This window comes from Mesorhizobium sp. M0701 (genome assembly GCF_040320365.1).
Lineage (GTDB): Bacteria > Pseudomonadota > Alphaproteobacteria > Rhizobiales > Rhizobiaceae > Mesorhizobium.
Window position 1 is genome coordinate 14,021 of record NZ_JAMYPO010000013.1, and the last position, 17,609, is coordinate 31,629.

Sequence of the window (17,609 nt, forward strand, 5' to 3'; positions counted from 1 at the left end):
CTAACGCGGACGGGGTTTGGCTGCCAGAGGTCATCATCCAGACCCGCATTTTGCGGTGGTTGTCATGCGGAATTACGGTGACAGTGCACTTTTTACCCATGTCGCTCCCGCCGCATGGTGCACCTAGCCCGCGTTCCCGGTCTGCCGCATCCCCCAGCATCGATAACCGCAACATCGGCGATGCGGCAATATTCGATGAGCGGTCCTTGTGGAACGCATAGTCTTCGGACGTGAAAACACTTTGGCTCGCCTGTACGGTGCTGCGGCAGACCGGGAACGCGGGCAAGGTGCACCATGCTGCTGAGGCGGCGGCATGGCAAAAAGTGCACTGTCACCGTAATTCACTGCCGAAGCAGGAATTGATATAAACCGTGGGAATCGCGAGGCCGCCCTTGCGGGGGTGACGCCGGCGCTGCATCCTGACCAGAAGGCCCGGGGGGACACCGTGAACCTATCGAGCAGCGCAGCGAAAGGGCGAGCCGTCCTGACGCGAACCTGGAACCGAATTCGGTTCTGGTGCAGCTTTCCTTTTGCTCGCCTCGGTTTTTGGCTTCGGGAACGCAAGCGCTACAATGCGATGTTCCCGCGACGCTGGCTGAGTCCTGCCCAGATCATTGACCACGACCTCGAACTTGTAGACGATGATGATGTCGGCAAGCTGGATCGATCGTTGCTGGATTTGCTTGTTGCCAGAAGGGATCATCTTAAGTCATCAAGTGGGAAATTCACCATTTTAAATATATCACTTTTTACCTTTTTGGTTGCGAACTACTTTCACCTAGGAACCGATGTTAGCGTCTATGGAATTTCTATTAAAAGCTCTCCAGGTGTTGCGGAATCTCTTCTCGCTATATCAAGCACGCTCGGAATATACGCGGCCACCCTCCAGGCCAACATAGCAATCGTCGACGGGGCTATAGCCCACCTTCTCAAGCGGATTTTTCCTCGGGGTATACTCAATGTTATGCAGTCAGCTTTGATTCCAGAGACTGCCATCGGGAAATACTTTCCATCGAATATACCACATCTGGTTTTTACAGGTTTTCATTCGGCTGCTTCCAAATATTTCGTATATTTTTATTTGATGTTGTTGATTGTAATAATAGCATGCGTGTACGCAATAAGTATGCTTCTGATGAAGGAAATATGGATTGCGTCATCTCTTGGAGTTTACAGTAAGATAATCGTTGTCTATGTCTTTATTTGCGGTATTTTTGGCGCAATGTTTCTATTGCTAACCAGGTTTCCTTCTCCATACCGAGATTATTCGGTGCTCCACAAGATGCAAATTGCAGAACAACTATGGCCGGATCAGGCATCGGACCTTCGACAACAGCTTTACGGGGCCAAAATCGAGGACCGGGCCGATTTAGAACGTCGAGGATACATCAAGCCTTACAAGATGCCAGAAGGAGCTTGAATACGAGCGGGGCGGCCCCGTCTTGCCACAAGAGCCTGCCTACGATCCGTCACTCCATACCGGAATACGATTGATTCCCAGCCGGCGGATACGAAGGCCGACAGCCTCGCGCTTGGTCGCGGAAAATGGCTCCACTTCCAGCCTGCCGTGATCCTTGCCGTCTTCGCATTTTCATTCGGTAAGCCAGCGAGTCGATGTCCACATCGCCAAAAATCTGGATCAGATCATCGGGGAAATAATTGTAGAGCTCTTGCAGTAGCCGCAGCGGATGCGGACCAGCCGCCTGCCGTCGTTCAAATTGGATAGCGGGTAACAGTGTGGCGTGTCGCGGCACGAAATTGCAGGAAACGAAAAATCCCGATCGCCATAAGTCTCTGATTTGCCTTGTTGGCTGGGGAACCTGGATTCGAACCAGGACTAACGGAGTCAGAGTCCGTGGGTCTACCGTTAACCTATTCCCCAGCAGGCGCGGTTGTTGAAAACCGCGCGGGCAGGGCGGCGATGTCGCCGCGCGTGCCTTGTAGCCGCCGCCGGAAAATAGTCAACCCTGTGTCTGGGTTCAATCGTCGGCTTCCGGCGCTTCAACTCTCGCTGCGGCTATATTGCGAGTGCTCGAAGAACAGCACCACGCCGAGCGCGATCAGCAGCGGGATGATCAGGTAGAACAGCCGGAACACCAGCAGCGCCGCCAGCACGCCGACCTGGTCCATATGCGACAAGCCCGCAAGGAACACCACCTCGAAGACGCCGAGCCCGCCCGGCGCATGTGAAATCTGCGCGATCGAGAACGACACCAGGAACACGCCGAGCACGACGAAATAGCCGGGATTGCCCGCGGCGGGCAGGGCGAAGAAGATGATCGCCGCCGCCGCCAGCAGCTCGATCGGGCCGACCAGCAATTGCCGCGCCACGATCGGCAACGCCGGATAATGCAGCTGAAAGCTGCCGATCCTGAGTGGTCTCAGATGCAGCCAACTGCCGAATATGTAGGTCGCCACCACGAGCAGCATGGCGAGCCCTGCTGCTTGCGACAGCCGGTGATGCGGTATGCCGGAAAAACGATCGATCACCTCGGGCTCGAGCAGCAGGACGATGCTTGAGACGAACAGCGTCGACAGCACGAAGGTGATCCAGCAGATCGCCACCAGAATGCCGACATCCTGCCCGGTCAGGCCCTTGGTGCCGTAGGCGCGGTAGCGGATCACCGCACCGGAAAACACCGAGCCGCCGATGTTGTGCGACAGCGCGTAGGTGGTGAACGAGCAGAAGGTGACGAACAGCCACGATACTTTCTTGCCGATGTGCAGCAGCGCGATGTGGTCGTAGCCGGCGAGCGAGGCATAGGCGACGACCGAGCTCAGCGCCGCCAGCACCCAGCCGCGCGCCGGGATGGCGATTATGCCGGCCCAGACATCGTCAAGCGAGATGCCGCGCAATTCGTGCAGCAGCAGCCACAGCGAGAACACCACCGCGGCGATGCCGATGACGGGCCAGAAATAGCGCCTCCAGTTCATGGCATGACGATCATGCGTTGCAGCCCGTACCCGTTTTCGCAGCAGGCAAACCGCCCGCGTTGCCGAATGATTTACCCTCCATTTCAGAAATGCCTCATTGAAGCCGGCTATTCAACCGGGAAGGCGCGTTGTGGCGCTCGCGCCTTCCCTTCTCTCAAGGGGACAAGGGGTCACCGACGTCGCCGCCTTCACGCCGCCGGCAAAATTCGCCGCGAGCGCTCTTGGTGATCCGGCCCGGCGCTGATAGTCTGGCGACAACTTGAACATGTAAAAGCGCCTGCTGCGTCCGATCTCGGTTCGCGCGGCGCCGGAAGGAACGACAGTGGAAGACCACGACGCCGGCGCTGGCGCGCCGGAAGTGGGCGTGTCCAGGGGTTCGCCGACGCCGTCCGGCCAGGCAAGCCCATCCACCGGACGCTACGGCCGTCAGGTGCAACCCTGGTCCGGCAATGGACAGGCTGGCGACACGTCCCACGATTACAAGGGTCAGAACGGCCCGCATCAGAACGGCAAACCCAAGAAACGGCGCAAGCGCCGGCGCGGGCGCAAGGTTTTCGCACGCGACGAGGCTCGTCCGGTGATATCAGGCACTTCGGTGCCCGTCGCCAACGAGGCCCCGGCCGCGCGCCTACCCCAGCCAGCGGCTTCGATCGCTTCCCCGTCTTCGCTCGCGCAATTGCCTCCAGCCTCGCCAAGGCCGGAGCAAGGTGCCCGCACATCGCCGCCGCTGCAGGAATTGCCGGTGTTTGCCGCGCTCGATCTCGGCACCAACAATTGCCGCCTGCTGGTCGCGGTGCCGACGCGCCATGGCCAGTTCCGCGTTATCGATGCCTTCTCGCGCATCGTCAGGCTGGGCGAGGGCCTTACCGCCAATGGCCGGCTCGGCGACGCCGCAATGGACCGCGCGGTCGAGGCTCTGAAGATCTGCGGTGACAAATTGCGCAACCGCAAGGTCAGGAAGGCAAGGCTGATCGCCACCGAGGCCTGCCGGACCGCCGCCAACGGCGTCGAGTTCCTCGAGCGCGTCGAGCGCGAGGCCGGCCTGCGGCTCGAGATCATCGACCGCCAGACCGAGGCGCGGCTGGCGGTGTCGGGCTGCGGCTCGCTGGTCGAGCGCGACACGCAAGGCGTCGTGCTGTTCGACATCGGCGGCGGCTCGTCCGAAATCGCGCTGATCGACCTCACCGGCCACCGCTCGCCAAGGCTCGCCAACCACATCGTCTCGTGGACCTCGCTGCCGGTCGGCGTCGTTTCGCTGGCCGAGCGTTTTGGCGGCCGCACGGTGACGCGCGAGATCTTTGGCGCCATGGTCGACGATGTCGCAGTGCGGCTGCGCGCCTTCGACGGGCGCGACCGGCTGAGCCACCTCCTGTCCAGCCCGAAATTCCATTTGCTCGGCACCTCGGGCACGGTGACGACGCTGGCCGGCGTCCATCTCGATCTCGAACGCTATGACCGCCGCCGCGTCGACGGGCTGTGGATGGATCGCGACAGCGTCGACCGCATGGTCGAAAAACTGGTCGGCTGGGATTTCCAGCAACGCGTCGCCAACCCTTGCATCGGCGCCGACCGCGCCGACCTGGTTCTGGCCGGCTGCGCCATATTGGAGGCGATCCGCGCCGTCTGGCCGTCGGAGCGGCTGCGTGTCGCCGACCGCGGCCTGCGCGAGGGCATATTGAGCGAATTGATGGCCGATGACGGCGTCTGGCGGCGAGGGCAATGACCAAGAAACCGGAAAGACCGAGCTCCGCCGGCCTTCGCGTGCTGAAGACGAAGATCAAGAAGAAAAGCGGCTTGAAGGAATCGTCGCGCCGCTGGTTGCAGCGCCACATCAACGATCCCTATGTCCAGCGCTCGAAGGCCGACGGCTATCGTTCGCGCGCCGCCTACAAGCTGATCGAGATCGACGACAAGCACCATCTGCTCAAGCCAGGCATGAAGGTGATCGACCTTGGTGCGGCGCCCGGCGGCTGGTGCCAGGTCGCCGCCGCGCGTACCAAGTCGACCGCGGAACACCCTAACGTCGTCGGCATCGACTATCTCGAGATGGACGCCGTGCCGGGCGCGCCGGTGCTGCTGATGGATTTCCTCGATCCGCAGGCACCCGAAAAGCTGGCCGAGACGCTGGGCGGCCAGCCCGACATCGTGCTCTCCGACATGGCCGCACCGACCACCGGCCACAAACGGACCGACCACATCCGCACCATGCATCTTTGCGAGGTGGCGGCCGATTTCGCGCTGTCGGTATTGAAGCCTGGCGGACATTTCCTCGCCAAGACGTTTCAGGGCGGCGCCGAAAACGAATTGCTGGCCAGGCTGAAACGGAATTTCCGCTCGGTCCATCACGTCAAGCCGCCAGCCTCGCGCGACGAATCGGTGGAGCTGTATTTGCTGGCAAAGGATTTTAAGGGGTAGCGCCCTTTCCTTCTCCCCTTGTGGGAGAAGGTGGCCTCGCGAAGCGAGGTCGGATGAGGGGTGTTCCAGCTTGGCAACACGCTTGCAGTTATCATCGCCTCATTTCTTCCAACACCCCTCAACCGTCTCGGCGCTGCGCGCCGATCCACCTTCTCCCACAAGGGGAGAAGGGAAGGGGTCCTCAATTCCCCGGCGGGCTCACCGGCTCCAGCGTCTTCGGCGGCGTCAACCTGCCATGCCCCGACACGGCATTGCCGGCGTCCGGCGCCAGCCGCATGAACGACAGCGAGGCTGCCGCCGATACCGCCGCTACGATGAAGAAGGCGGTGTGGAAGTCGCTCAGCGTCAGCGGGCCGCCATGGATATTGGTCGACACTTCCAGGATGCCGCCGGCCAGCGCCACACCGAGTGCGATCGCCAACTGCTGGAACACCGCCGTGATCGGCGTCGCCTTGCTGGTGTCGGCCGCCGAAATCTCGGCGTAGGCTAGCGCATTGATGCCGGTGAAGAACATCGAACGGATGAAGCCCCCGGCGAGCAGCATGGCGAGGATCAGCCCGTAGGGCGTGTCGGGTGTGAACAGGCCGTTGATCGCGATGGACGCGGCAGCGATAAGCGAGCCTGAAATCAGCACCCGGCGGAAGCCGGCGACCCTGAAGATCAGGGCGGTAACGAATTTCATGCCTATGGCGCCGATTGCCGAGACGAAGGTGATCATGCCGGACTGAAATGGAGTCAGCCCGAAACCGATCTGGAACATCAGCGGCAACAGGAAAGGTACGGCACCAATGCCGATGCGGAACAGTCCGCCGCCGAGCACCGACGAGCGGAACACCCGATTGCGAAACAGCTCGAGCGCCAGCGGCGGATTCTTGGCGCGGCGCGCGTGCAGCAGGTAAAGCACCGCCGATGCCAGCCCGACGGCAACGGTGATAAAGCCGGCAACTGGCGGCAGAGCCGGCAGGCTGACCACCGACAGGCCGAACACAATGCCCGATGCCGCCAGCCCGCTTAGCACGAAACCGATGAGATCGAGCGGCGGCGTCTGCGCGGCGTCGGTCTTCGGCAGGAAACGCGTGGCCAGCCAGATGCCGATCAGCCCGATCGGCACATTGATCAGAAAAATCCAGTGCCAGGAGAAATAGGTCGTGATGAAGCCGCCGACCGGCGGGCCGACCAGGGGGCCGACCAGAGCCGGGACAGTCAGCCACGACATGGCGGCGACGAGCTCGCTTTTCGGCGTCGCGCGTACCAGCACCAGGCGTCCGACCGGCGTCATCATGGCGCCGCCAATGCCTTGCAGGAAACGTGACACCACGAAAGCCGGCAGCGAATTGGAAATGGCGCACGCGACCGAACCGACGATGAACACGGCGATCGCGGCACGGAAGACATTCTTGGCGCCGAAGCGGTCGGCCATCCAGCCGCTTATCGGAATGAAGATCGCCAGCGATACCAGATAGGCGGTCAGCGCCAGCTTGAGCGCGATCGGGCTGGTGTGGATGTCGATGGCGATCGCCGGCAACGATGTCGCAATGACGGTCGAATCCATGTTTTCCATGAATAGAGCGACCGCCAGGATAAGCGGAATGGTGCGGTTCACGATGGATCCGGCCTTGAAATGTGCGTCGCGATTGCTTGCCGGCCTTGGGGGCCAAACCGACAGGTAGGGCGGTTATCATGGCTTGGCCCGGATGTCGCATTAATTTGCTGTCACGTTTGTGCGACCGCAAGTCTCGCAGCCCCTGGGGCAAAATGCAGCTTCGCCACTACACAACCATCGGCTTTTCAACGGCCACGGGACGTGTTACGAGCCAGCGCCAATCCTGAAAGGGAAGAAGACGAGTCGGCGCTGTCCATCCAGGGCGAGCGCCTTTCCTGCATTCCGAGGGCTGGCCATGGCAAAAATCATCGAGACGTCCACCGGCGCATTGGCGCTGACCTTTGACGACGTGCTGCTGCAGCCGGGTCATTCCGAGGTCATGCCCGGCGAGACCGACATCCGCACCCGCATCGCCGGTGACATCGACCTCAACGTGCCGATCCTGTCGGCCGCCATGGACACGGTCACCGAGGCGCGACTCGCCATCGCCATGGCCCAGGCCGGCGGCATCGGTGTCATCCACCGCAATTTCTCGCCGGCCGAACAGGCCGAGCAGGTGCGGCAGGTGAAGAAATTCGAGTCCGGCATGGTGGTCAACCCTGTCACCATCGGTCCCGAGGCGACGCTTGCCGATGCGCTGGGTCTGATGCGCACCTACAGCATTTCGGGCATTCCGGTGGTCGAGAACGGCGGCACCGGCGGCCACACGGTCGGCCGGCTCGTCGGCATCCTGACCAACCGCGACGTCCGCTTCGCGTCCGATCCGGCGCAAAAGGTCTATGAGCTGATGACCCGCGAGAACCTGATCACGGTCAAGGAGAACGTCGATCAGGACGAGGCCAAGCGGCTGCTCCATCAGCACCGCATCGAGAAGCTTGTTGTGGTCGATCGGGACGGCAATTGCGTCGGGCTGATCACGGTCAAGGACATCGAGAAGTCGCAGCTCAACCCGCACGCCACCAAGGATGCGCAGGGGCGCTTGCGCGCCGCCGCCGCCACCAGCGTCGGCGATGACGGTTTCGAACGGGCCGAGCGCCTCATCGACGCCGGCGTCGACCTTCTCGTGATCGACACCGCGCACGGTCATTCGCAGCGCGTTCTGGATGCGGTGACGCGGGCCAAGAAGCTGTCCAACTCGGTTCGTATCCTGGCCGGCAACGTCGCCACCGCGGAAGGCACCTTGGCGCTGATCGATGCCGGCGCCGACGCGGTCAAGGTCGGCATCGGACCAGGCTCCATCTGCACCACCCGCATCGTCGCCGGCGTCGGCGTGCCGCAGCTCTCGGCGATCATGTCCGCGGTCGAGACGGCGCAGAAATCCGGCGTTTCGGTCATCGCCGATGGCGGCATCAAATATTCGGGCGATCTCGCCAAGGCACTGGCCGCCGGCGCAAGTGCTGCGATGATCGGCTCGCTGCTGGCCGGCACGGACGAGAGCCCCGGCGAGGTCTATCTGCACCAGGGCCGCTCCTTCAAAGCCTATCGCGGCATGGGCTCGGTCGGCGCGATGGCGCGCGGCTCCGCCGATCGTTATTTTCAGGCAGAGGTGCGCGACACGCTGAAACTGGTCCCGGAAGGCATCGAAGGGCAGGTGCCGTACAAAGGACCTGTGTCCGGCGTGCTGCACCAGCTTGCGGGCGGCCTGAAAGCCGCTATGGGTTATGTCGGTGGCCGCGACCTTGCCGATTTCCGCGAGCGCGCCACTTTTGTGCGGATATCCAATGCCGGACTTCGTGAAAGCCACGCCCATGACGTCACGATTACCCGCGAAAGCCCGAATTATCCTGGCGGAGCCTGACCGTCATGCGCTTTGGCGCAATCTGGCGGCAATGATCCTGCGGCTGTCGCGCCACGCGGCCGCACTCTGTGTCGCCACCGTGGCGGTTTTCATCATCATGACGGCGATGGAGTTCCTCTATTTTCGCCAATTGAGCGGCGGTCTGCCGTCGCTCGACATGCGCTATACCGGTTTCACCCCGGATGAGGGCATGGCCTGGCTAACAGCCCTCGGCCGGCGCGGCAGCGAAATTATTCTCGTCTGGCATTACCTGACCTTCGACCTGCTTTTTCCGGCGCTGCTATCGCTGACGATGGTCAGCCTGATCCTGGCAACGGGCCGGCGGCTGAAGAATTTCCGTGCACTGCCTGCGCAAACCCAGTCGATATTCGCGGTTGTGCTGGTGCTGCCTTACCTGCTTACCGACTATGCCCAGAATATCGCCGTGGCTCGTCTTTTGTCCGATTTTCTGTCGGCCAATCCGGATTCACTATCCTTCGCCTCGGCGCTGATCGTCACCAAATTCGCCCTACTGGCGATACCAGTGACTGTCATTGCCGCTTTCACTCTGATGGCTCAGAAACGGCCTTGAAGGCTGGGTGACAACGACAGGGGGCGTCTTGAACCAGACCGCGATCTTCTGGCCGATGCTGGCGCAGGTGCTGGTCTATATCGTCTATATCGTAGTGGGCCGGCGCCGCTATGGTGCGGTCAGGTCGGGCGAAGCCAAGACCGGCCAGTTCAAGACTCGCTCGACGGAGCCTGGGTCCAGTATCACCGTCGCCGACAATCTGAGCAACCAGTTCGAACTGCAGGTGCTTTTCTACGTCTTATGCTTGACGCTGCACGTGACCAATGGCGTCAATTATCTGACCTTGGCTCTGATGTGGATCTTTGTCGTCTCCCGCTATCTTCACGCGTCGGTCCACTTGACCAGCAATCGGCTAATCCTGCGCAGCAGGGCATTCTACCTGGGCGCGGTAGTTCTTGCACTTGGCTGGATATGGCTAGCGCTGCATCTGCTCAGCTTGGTCTGAGCAAACTCAAGGCTACAAATCGAACACAGCGATCTTGCGCTTGTCGAACCTGATGGCGAGTTCACCGCGCACCAGCTTGAGCGCGGCCTCGCCGAAGACGGCGCGCCGCCAGCCTTGCAATGCCGGCACGTCGGCTTCCTCGCCCTCGGCAGCGATGCGGTCGATGTCGTCACTGGAGGCGAGTACCTTGGATGCGACGCCTTCCTTTTCGGCAACGATCCGCAGCAGCACCTTCAGCAACTCCGCCGCGGCGCTCGACCCCTCCGGCGGCTGGAAGCTCTTCGGCAGCTTCGGCATCTCTTCCCTGGGCAGGGCAAGGGCAGCGTTTACCGCGCCAAGCAGTGCCGTCGCCGTCGACGAGCGCTCCCAGCCCTTTGGCGTAGTACGCAGCTTGCTCAGCGCCGCAGCGTCGCACGGCGCCTGCTGCGCCACTTCGTAGATCGCATCGTCCTTGAGCACCCGGCCGCGCGGCACGTCGCGCTCGCGCGCTTCGCGTTCGCGCCAGGCGGCCACCGCCTGCACGATCGCCAGTTCCTGCGGCTTGCGCAGCCGCATCTTGAGCCGCTTCCAGGCATCCTCGGGATGCGGATCGTAGGTCTCGCGCGAGGTCAGCACGTCCATCTCCTCGTTCAGCCAGTGGGCGCGGTTTTCCCGCACCAGCTCGGCGCTGAGATGCTTGTAGACCTCGATCAGGTGGGTGACGTCGGCGAGCGCGTAGTCGAGCTGCTTTTCGGACAGCGGACGGTGGCGCCAGTCGGTGAAGCGCGAGGACTTGTCGAGCCGCGCTCCGGTGATGCGCTGCACCAGCTGGTCGTAGGAGACGCTGTCGCCGAAGCCGCAGACCATTGCCGCGACCTGGGTGTCGAACACCGGATGCGGCACCAGATCGCCGAGATGCACGATGATTTCGATGTCCTGGCGCGCCGCATGGAAGACTTTGACGATCGCCTCATTGGCCATCAGCCTGAAGAACGGTTTCAGGTCGATGTCGGGCGACAGCGGATCGATCAGCGCGGTCACCCCGGGCGCTGCCATCTGGATCAGGCACAGGATCGGCCAGAAGGTCGTTTCGCGAATGAATTCGGTATCGACGGTGACGAATTCCGCCTTTTCGAAAGCGGCAATAGCGGTCTCGAGTTCTTTCTGGGTGGTGATGACGTGCATCAAATCGCTTTTGGCAAGGGCTAGGGTCTCTTTCAATTTCAGCCGCGCGCGCTTTCGTCAAGCGCAAGCACCTCTATCCAGGCTTTGCGGGTTCATCGGGATCGGCATTCCGCTTTGCCAACCGGGCAAAAACCGTCGAAGTGCGCAACAGCGCCGTAAAACGGCTGCGATGGGTGGCCGGCACGGCGGAGCGCGCCTGCATCCGGTAAAGGATGACGGCCACGAAGATCGCATAGACGGTGGCGCTGAACACGAACAGCGCGCTCGGCCCGAAAAATTGCATCACCGTCGAGGCTGCGAACGGCCCGCCAATGGCGCCGAAGGAATAAAACAGCATCAAGGCAGCGTTGATCAGCACGAACTCGCCCTTGTCGGCGCGGTCGTTGGAATGCGCCGCTGACAACGAATAGAGCGGCATGGCGAAGCAGCCGAAGATGAAGACGAGCAGGAAGTTGAGAAACGGGCTGCCGCCTGCCACGAATGCCAGCGCCAGTGCCGCCACCATCGCACAGCACGTCGTCATCAGCAGCACCGAGCGCCGGTCCCAGCGGTCGGAGAGATAGCCAAGCGGGTATTGGATGATGGCGCCGCCGAAAATGCCGACGCTGACGAAGGTGACGACGTCGGCGACCGACATGCCGATCTGCTCGGCATAGACCGGCGACAGGGTGCGGAAGGCGCTGTTTGTGACGCCGACGGCGATACAGCCGAAGCAGCCGAGCGGCGAGATCCGCCAGACGCGTGCCAAATCGAGCTTGACGTCTTCCGGCGGCGTCGGATTGGAGCGGTCGCCGAGCGAAACCGGCACCAGCGACACGGTGATCATCATCGACATGATGGCGAAGATGGCAAAGCCGCCGGCGCCAAAGATCGGGATCAGGAACTGGGCGCCCGTCACCGAGCCGATGTCGACCATCCGGTAGATGGCAAGCACCCGCGCCCGGTCGGTGTTGGTGACGCCGGAATTCAGCCAGGCTTCCATGATGGTGAACAGGCCGGCAAAGCAGAACCCGCCGGCAAAGCGCACGGCGCACCACATCACCGGATCGATGACCAGCACCAGAAGCAGCGTTCCCGCCGAGGCGATCGCCGCGAGTGCCGAAAAGGCGCGCACATGGCCGACGGACTTCATGATGCGAGTCACGGCAAGGCAGCCGAGCAGGAAGCCGGCGAAATAGAACGTGCCCATCAGGCCGATCGAGGAAGCGGGAAAACCTTCCTGCGCACCACGCAGCGCAATCAACGTGCTCTGCAGGCCGTTGCCGCCGAGCAGGATGCCGGCGGCGATCAGGAGGGGGATCAGCGGGCGGATGGAAGACATGAAGGAAAGCCTGTCGTTGATCCCTTCTTGAACCATCGCCTTCGCCAATGCCAGCGGCAATTCCCGGCGGCGTTGGGGCCAGCCGGGGGCTGCCGCGTGGCGCCGGACCTTCCGTGTTGGGAACCAAGGTGTATCTTTGTAGTTCAGTGCTGGTGGGCGAATACGCGTCTTGTGAGCTGCCGGTGTGCGGAGACGGTGTCAGGCATCGACGTCGTTTCTGCTGCCCGGCCTGAAGCTCCAAAGGGAGGTCCGCCATCATGAAATTTCATTCCGCATTTGCGGCATTTGCCGTGGCCGCAGTTCTGGCGGCCGGGCCGGCGCGGGCTGTCGACCTCGCCATGGTGTCCGGAGATACCGGCAACGGCCAGAGAATCCTTCGCGAGATCCTCGATCAATACGAGAAGAGGACCGGCAACAAGGTTAGCGTCGTTCCGCTGCCACCCTCGGCGACGGACCAGTTTGGCCAATACCGGCTCTGGCTTGCCGCCGGAAGCAGCGACGTCGACGTCTATCAAACGGACATCATCTGGGCCCCCCAGCTTGCAAGGCAGTTCATCGACCTGACCGAAGCGACCAAGGATGTCGTTGGCGCCCATTTCCCATCGATCATCAAATCGCAGACCGTGGACGGCAAGCTCGTCGCCTTGCCGATATTCACCGACGCTCCGGCGCTCTACTACCGCAAGGATCTCCTCGACAAATACGGCGCCAGGGTCCCGGCCAGCTGGGCCGAGCTTGCCGACACCGCCAAGCTTATCATGGACAAGGAGCGCGCGGCCGGCAACAAGGACATGTGGGGTTTCGTTTTCCAGGGCAACGCCTATGAGGGGCTGACCTGCGATGCACTCGAATGGGTGAAGTCGAACGGCGGCGGCCAGATTATCGAGCCGGACGGCACGATCTCCATCAACAATCCGCAAGCAGCCGCGGCGCTGGAAATGGCGAGGAGCTGGGTGGGAACCATCTCGCCGCCCGGCGTTCTGGCCTACCAGGAAGAAGAGTCGCGCGGAGTCTGGCAGACCGGCAACGCCGTCTTCATGCGCAACTGGCCCTACGCCTACGCGCTTGGCAACAGCGAAAGCTCCCCCATCAAAGGCAAGTTCAAGGTGACCACGCTGCCGCCGGGGTCGGGTGAGGGCGCGCGCCCGGCAGCAACGCTTGGCGGCTGGAATCTCGCGGTTTCCAAATATTCGAAGAACCCGGATGCAGCGATCGAGCTGGTCAAATGGATCGCCTCGCCTCAGATGCAGAAGTACCGCGCCTTGAAGGGGGCATATCTGCCGACCATCCAGGCACTCTATGACGATGCCCACATCGCCGGCGCCCAGCCGGTCATTCCGCGCTGGAAGGAAGTCGTCCTCAACGCGGTGCCGCGTCCCTCTGCCCAGGCCAAGACCAGGTACAATGAGGCATCGAGCGAGTTCTGGACCGCCGTCCACAACACTATGTCCGGCGAGGGCACGGCCGCCGACAACCTTGCCGATCTGGAGTTCTCCTTGACCAGGCTCAAGGGCACCGCCTGGTGACCTCGCCGCGCTCAGGCTCGCTGCTGGCGCGTCAGCGTGTGCGCTCGGCATGGCTGCTGCTTGCTCCGATGCTCATCGTGCTCGCCGCCGTCGCCGGCTGGCCGTTGATGCGCACGATCTATTTCGGCTTCACCGATGCCTCGCTCGCCGACCTCGAAGCCCGCCGCTGGGTTGGCTTCGCCAACTATCTCTCCGTCGTCCAAATGCCGAGCGGCCGCGTCGTCTATGACGGGCTGCTCGCCGATCCGGTCTGGTGGCGCGCCGTCTGGAACACGGTGCGCTTCGCGGTGATTTCGGTGACCTGCGAGACGGTGCTCGGCATGATCGTCGCGCTGGTGCTCAACGCCAAGTTTCGCGGCCGCGGCATCGTGCGCGCCGCGATCCTCATCCCTTGGGCGATCCCGACGATCGTCTCGGCGAAAATGTGGCAGTGGATGCTCAACGACCAGTTCGGCATCATCAACGACGTCCTGCTCAAGCTCGGCCTGATCAGCACCAAGATCGCCTGGACGGCCAGCGCCGACACGGCGATGGTCGCCGTCCTTGTTGTCGACATCTGGAAGGCGACCCCCTTCATGGCGCTTCTCATTCTCGCCGGCCTCCAGATGCTTCCGCAAGAAATCTACGAGGTCGCCAAGCTCGACGGCGTCGGCGCGTGGAGAATTTTTTGGAAGATCACCTTGCCGCTCATCCGACCGGCGTTGATGGTGGCCATGATCTTTCGCGGTCTCGATGCCCTGCGCATCTTCGATCTGATCTACGTGCTTACGCCAAACAACATACATACCAAGTCGATGTCGGTGTTTGCCCGCGAGAGCCTGTTTGAGTTCGACAAGTTCGCTTCCGGTTCCGCCGCCTCGACGCTTCTCTTCCTTATCCTCGCTCTGCTGACCATGCTCGTTCTGTGGCTCGGCCGGATAAGACTGGACAAGGACTATTGATCATGTGGGGCTGCTGACCATGTGGATCGTCAAGCGCACGGCTTTCTACCTCCTCGTCGCCGTTATCGTCGTCGTCGCGGTGTTCCCGTTCTACTACGCCATCATCACCAGCCTGAAATCCGGGACGGCGCTCTTCCAGATCGACTATTGGCCGACGACGATTACCTTCAGCAACTACAGGACCGTGTTCACCGAGGGGACCTTCCTGCGCAATCTCGTGAACTCGCTGTTCATTTCGAGCGCCGTTGTCGTCATTTCGCTGTTCCTGGGCGTCACCGCTGCCTATGCGCTGGCGCGCATCCGCTTTCGCGGCCGCTCGGCTCTGCTCCTCACTATCCTGTCCGTTTCGATGTTCCCGCAATTGGCGGTGCTTGCCGGTCTTTTCGAGCTGATCCGCACCTTCGGCCTCTACAATTCGCCGTTCGCGCTGATCTTGTCCTACATGATCTTCACCTTGCCGTTCACCGTCTGGGTGCTCACCGCCTTCGTTCGCGACCTGCCGATCGAGCTGGAGGAAGCGGCGATCCTCGATGGCGCCACGCCCTGGATCATCATCAGCCGCGTCTTCCTGCCGCTGATGTGGCCGGCGCTGGCGACCACCGGGCTTCTCGCCTTCATCGGTGCTTGGAACGAGTTCCTGTTCGCCCTGACGTTTACTTCCAGCAACGAGCAGCGAACCGTGCCGGTGGCGATCGCGCTGCTCTCCGGCAGCTCGCAGTTCGAGATCCCGTGGGGCAACATCATGGCCGCATCGGTGATCGTCACCGTGCCGCTCGTCATCCTTGTCCTGATCTTCCAACGCAAGATCATCTCCGGCCTCACCGCGGGCGGGGTCAAGGGATGAGTGCATAGTTGAACTGCCGGCACAGAGCAGCGAACCCAGATTGACGCCTCGAGCATAAATTGATGCCGGTGGGACTCGACCCGGCTGCCGCTTGCCTTGACAAATGCACCCTCTCATGTGCTTTTCGCGCAAATTTTCAGGCTGGGCCATCATGCCTTGGCCGCAACCCAACATCCGGACTTTAAGAATGACAATGCATCGTTACCGCAGCCATACCTGTGCCCAATTGAGGAAGGCCGACGTCGGCTCGACCGTACGCCTGTCGGGCTGGGTGCATCGCGTGCGCGACCATGGCGGCCTGCTGTTCATCGATTTGCGCGACCATTACGGCCTGACGCAGATCGTCGCCGATCCGGATTCGCCGGCCTTCAAGATTGCCGAGACCTTGCGCGGCGAATGGGTCGTCCGCGTCGACGGCGAGGTCAAGGCGCGCCTCGCCGACACCGTGAACCCTAATTTGCCGACCGGCGAGATCGAGATTTTCGCGCGCGAGATCGAGGTGCTGTCGGCGGCCAAGGAATTGCCGCTGCCGGTCTTCGGCGAGCCGGATTATCCAGAGGACATCCGCCTCAAATACCGCTTCCTCGACCTGCGCCGCGACACGCTGCACAAGAATATCGTCGCGCGGACGAAAATCATCGCCGAGATGCGCAAGCTGATGGGCGAGGTCGGCTTCACCGAATTCTCGACGCCGATCCTGACCGCCTCGTCGCCGGAAGGGGCGCGCGACTTTCTGGTGCCGTCGCGCATCCACCCCGGCACTTTCTATGCGCTGCCGCAGGCACCGCAGATATATAAGCAGCTGATCATGGTGTCCGGCTTCGACCGCTACTTCCAGATTGCGCCCTGCTTCCGCGACGAGGACCCGCGCGCCGACCGTCTGCCGGGTGAATTCTACCAGCTCGACGTGGAGATGAGCTTCGTCGAGCAGGAGGATGTGTTCAGCACCATGGAGCCGGTGATGCGGGGGGTGTTCGAGACCTTTGCCGCCGGCAAGCCGGTGACGGAGAAGTTTCCGCGCATCGCCTATGATGTCGCCATGCGCAAATACGGCACCGACAAGCCGGACCTGCGCAACCCGATCGAGATGCAGGCCGTCTCGGATCATTTTCGCGACTCTGGCTTCAAGGTATTTGCCAACATCCTTGCCAACGATCCGAAAGCCGAGGTCTGGGCCATTCCGGCCAAGACCGGCGGGTCTCGCGCCTTCTGCGACCGCATGAACTCATGGGCGCAAGGCGAGGGCCAGCCCGGCCTCGGCTACATCTTCTGGCGCAAGGAGGGCGAGAAGCTCGAAGGCGCCGGGCCGCTGGCCAAGAACATCGGCGAGGAGCGCACCGAGGCGATCCGACAACAACTCGGCCTTGTCGATGGCGATGCCGCCTTCTTCGTCGCCGGCGATCCGAAGAAGTTCGTCTCCTTCGCGGGAGCGGCGCGCACCCGCGCCGGCGAGGAGCTCAATCTTGTCGACCGCGACCGCTTCGAATTGTGCTGGATCGTCGACTTCCCGTTCTTCGAATGGAACGAGGAGGAGAAGAAGATCGATTTCGCGCACAATCCTTTCTCGATGCCGCAAGGCGGCATCGATGCGCTTAACGGCGAGGATCTGCTCGGCATCAAGGCGTTCCAGTACGACATGGTCTGCAATGGCTTCGAGATCGCCTCAGGCGGCATCCGCAACCATCTGCCCGAAACCATGGTCAAGGCGTTCGAAACCGTCGGGCTGGACCGCGCAACGGTCGAGGAACGCTTCGGCGGCCTTTACCGTGCCTTCCAGTATGGCGCGCCGCCGCATGGCGGCATGGCGGCCGGCATCGACCGCGTCGTCATGCTTCTGGTCGGCGCCAGGAACCTGCGCGAAGTGACCATGTTTCCGATGAACCAGCAGGCCTACGACCTGTTGATGAACGCGCCGTCGGAAGCCAGCCCGCAGCAGCTTCGCGAATTGTCGCTGCGCGTCGTGGCAACGAAGAAAGAGGTTTAGAAAACGCTCCGAACCGGTGCTGTTGATTCATAAAAAAGCCCGGCATCGCTGCCGGGCTTTTTG

14 protein-coding genes and 1 tRNA gene are annotated in these 17,609 nt (G+C 62.0%); 10 read left to right on the top strand and 5 right to left on the bottom strand.

The window, feature by feature from the left end:
- The first annotated feature begins 445 nt into the window (after positions 1-445).
- Entirely contained in the window at positions 446-1,420 is a 975-nt protein-coding gene (locus tag NKI24_RS14940) for a hypothetical protein (RefSeq protein ID WP_352449259.1), read from the top strand.
- 388 nt (positions 1,421-1,808) lie between these two features.
- Here the strand turns inward: NKI24_RS14940 and NKI24_RS14945 are convergent.
- Positions 1,809-1,882: transfer RNA gene (locus NKI24_RS14945), tRNA-Gln, on the bottom strand.
- Between the two features lie 119 nt (positions 1,883-2,001).
- The gene (locus NKI24_RS14950; RefSeq protein WP_352449272.1) at positions 2,002-2,934 is read right to left on the bottom strand and encodes a lysylphosphatidylglycerol synthase domain-containing protein; all 933 of its coding nucleotides are present in this window, start codon (positions 2,932-2,934) and stop codon (positions 2,002-2,004) included.
- A gap of 322 nt (positions 2,935-3,256) precedes the next feature.
- Here NKI24_RS14950 and NKI24_RS14955 point away from each other — a divergent pair, with 322 nt between their 5' ends.
- The gene (locus NKI24_RS14955) at positions 3,257-4,657 is read left to right on the top strand and encodes a Ppx/GppA phosphatase family protein (protein WP_352746283.1); all 1,401 of its coding nucleotides are present in this window, start codon (positions 3,257-3,259) and stop codon (positions 4,655-4,657) included.
- Entirely contained in the window at positions 4,654-5,349 is a 696-nt protein-coding gene (locus NKI24_RS14960; RefSeq protein ID WP_352746285.1) for an RlmE family RNA methyltransferase, read from the top strand. Before NKI24_RS14955 ends, NKI24_RS14960 begins: the two co-directional genes overlap by 4 nt.
- Positions 5,350-5,530: 181 nt before the next feature.
- On the opposite strand, the gene NKI24_RS14965 is transcribed toward NKI24_RS14960, so the two are convergent.
- Positions 5,531-6,952, bottom strand: coding sequence for an MFS transporter (locus NKI24_RS14965; RefSeq protein ID WP_352746288.1), 1,422 nt, complete (start codon positions 6,950-6,952; stop codon positions 5,531-5,533).
- A 295-nt stretch (positions 6,953-7,247) separates the two neighbouring features.
- Between NKI24_RS14965 and guaB the strand changes: the two genes are divergently transcribed.
- The 3 genes from guaB to NKI24_RS14980 are packed head-to-tail and all read left to right on the top strand — an operon-like array spanning position 7,248 to position 9,766.
- The gene (gene guaB, locus NKI24_RS14970; RefSeq protein ID WP_352458563.1) at positions 7,248-8,750 is read left to right on the top strand and encodes an IMP dehydrogenase; all 1,503 of its coding nucleotides are present in this window, start codon (positions 7,248-7,250) and stop codon (positions 8,748-8,750) included.
- 31 nt (positions 8,751-8,781) lie between these two features.
- Positions 8,782-9,321, top strand: a complete 540-nt coding sequence (locus tag NKI24_RS14975; RefSeq protein ID WP_352692526.1) for a hypothetical protein — start codon at positions 8,782-8,784, stop codon at positions 9,319-9,321.
- A gap of 28 nt (positions 9,322-9,349) precedes the next feature.
- The gene (locus NKI24_RS14980; RefSeq protein ID WP_352746292.1) at positions 9,350-9,766 is read left to right on the top strand and encodes an MAPEG family protein; all 417 of its coding nucleotides are present in this window, start codon (positions 9,350-9,352) and stop codon (positions 9,764-9,766) included.
- A gap of 12 nt (positions 9,767-9,778) precedes the next feature.
- Here NKI24_RS14980 and rnd read toward each other — a convergent pair whose 3' ends face one another.
- A complete protein-coding gene (gene rnd / locus NKI24_RS14985; protein ID WP_352746455.1) occupies positions 9,779-10,930 on the bottom strand; it encodes a ribonuclease D in 1,152 nt (383 codons plus the stop codon).
- A 73-nt stretch (positions 10,931-11,003) separates the two neighbouring features.
- On the bottom strand, positions 11,004-12,251 hold the full coding sequence (locus tag NKI24_RS14990; protein WP_023674455.1) for an MFS transporter: 1,248 nt from the start codon (positions 12,249-12,251) through the stop codon (positions 11,004-11,006).
- Positions 12,252-12,508: 257 nt separating this feature from the next.
- Here NKI24_RS14990 and NKI24_RS14995 point away from each other — a divergent pair, with 257 nt between their 5' ends.
- The 4 genes from NKI24_RS14995 to aspS all read left to right on the top strand — a co-directional run bounded on the left by NKI24_RS14995 (position 12,509) and on the right by aspS (position 17,546).
- On the top strand, positions 12,509-13,777 hold the full coding sequence (locus tag NKI24_RS14995) for an ABC transporter substrate-binding protein (RefSeq protein WP_352746295.1): 1,269 nt from the start codon (positions 12,509-12,511) through the stop codon (positions 13,775-13,777).
- Positions 13,778-13,845: 68 nt separating this feature from the next.
- Entirely contained in the window at positions 13,846-14,718 is an 873-nt protein-coding gene (locus NKI24_RS15000; RefSeq protein ID WP_352746457.1) for a carbohydrate ABC transporter permease, read from the top strand.
- Between the two features lie 19 nt (positions 14,719-14,737).
- Entirely contained in the window at positions 14,738-15,562 is an 825-nt protein-coding gene (locus NKI24_RS15005) for a carbohydrate ABC transporter permease (protein WP_352746459.1), read from the top strand.
- 193 nt (positions 15,563-15,755) lie between these two features.
- On the top strand, positions 15,756-17,546 hold the full coding sequence (gene aspS, locus NKI24_RS15010) for an aspartate--tRNA ligase (protein ID WP_352472056.1): 1,791 nt from the start codon (positions 15,756-15,758) through the stop codon (positions 17,544-17,546).
- Positions 17,547-17,609: the final 63 nt, after the last annotated feature.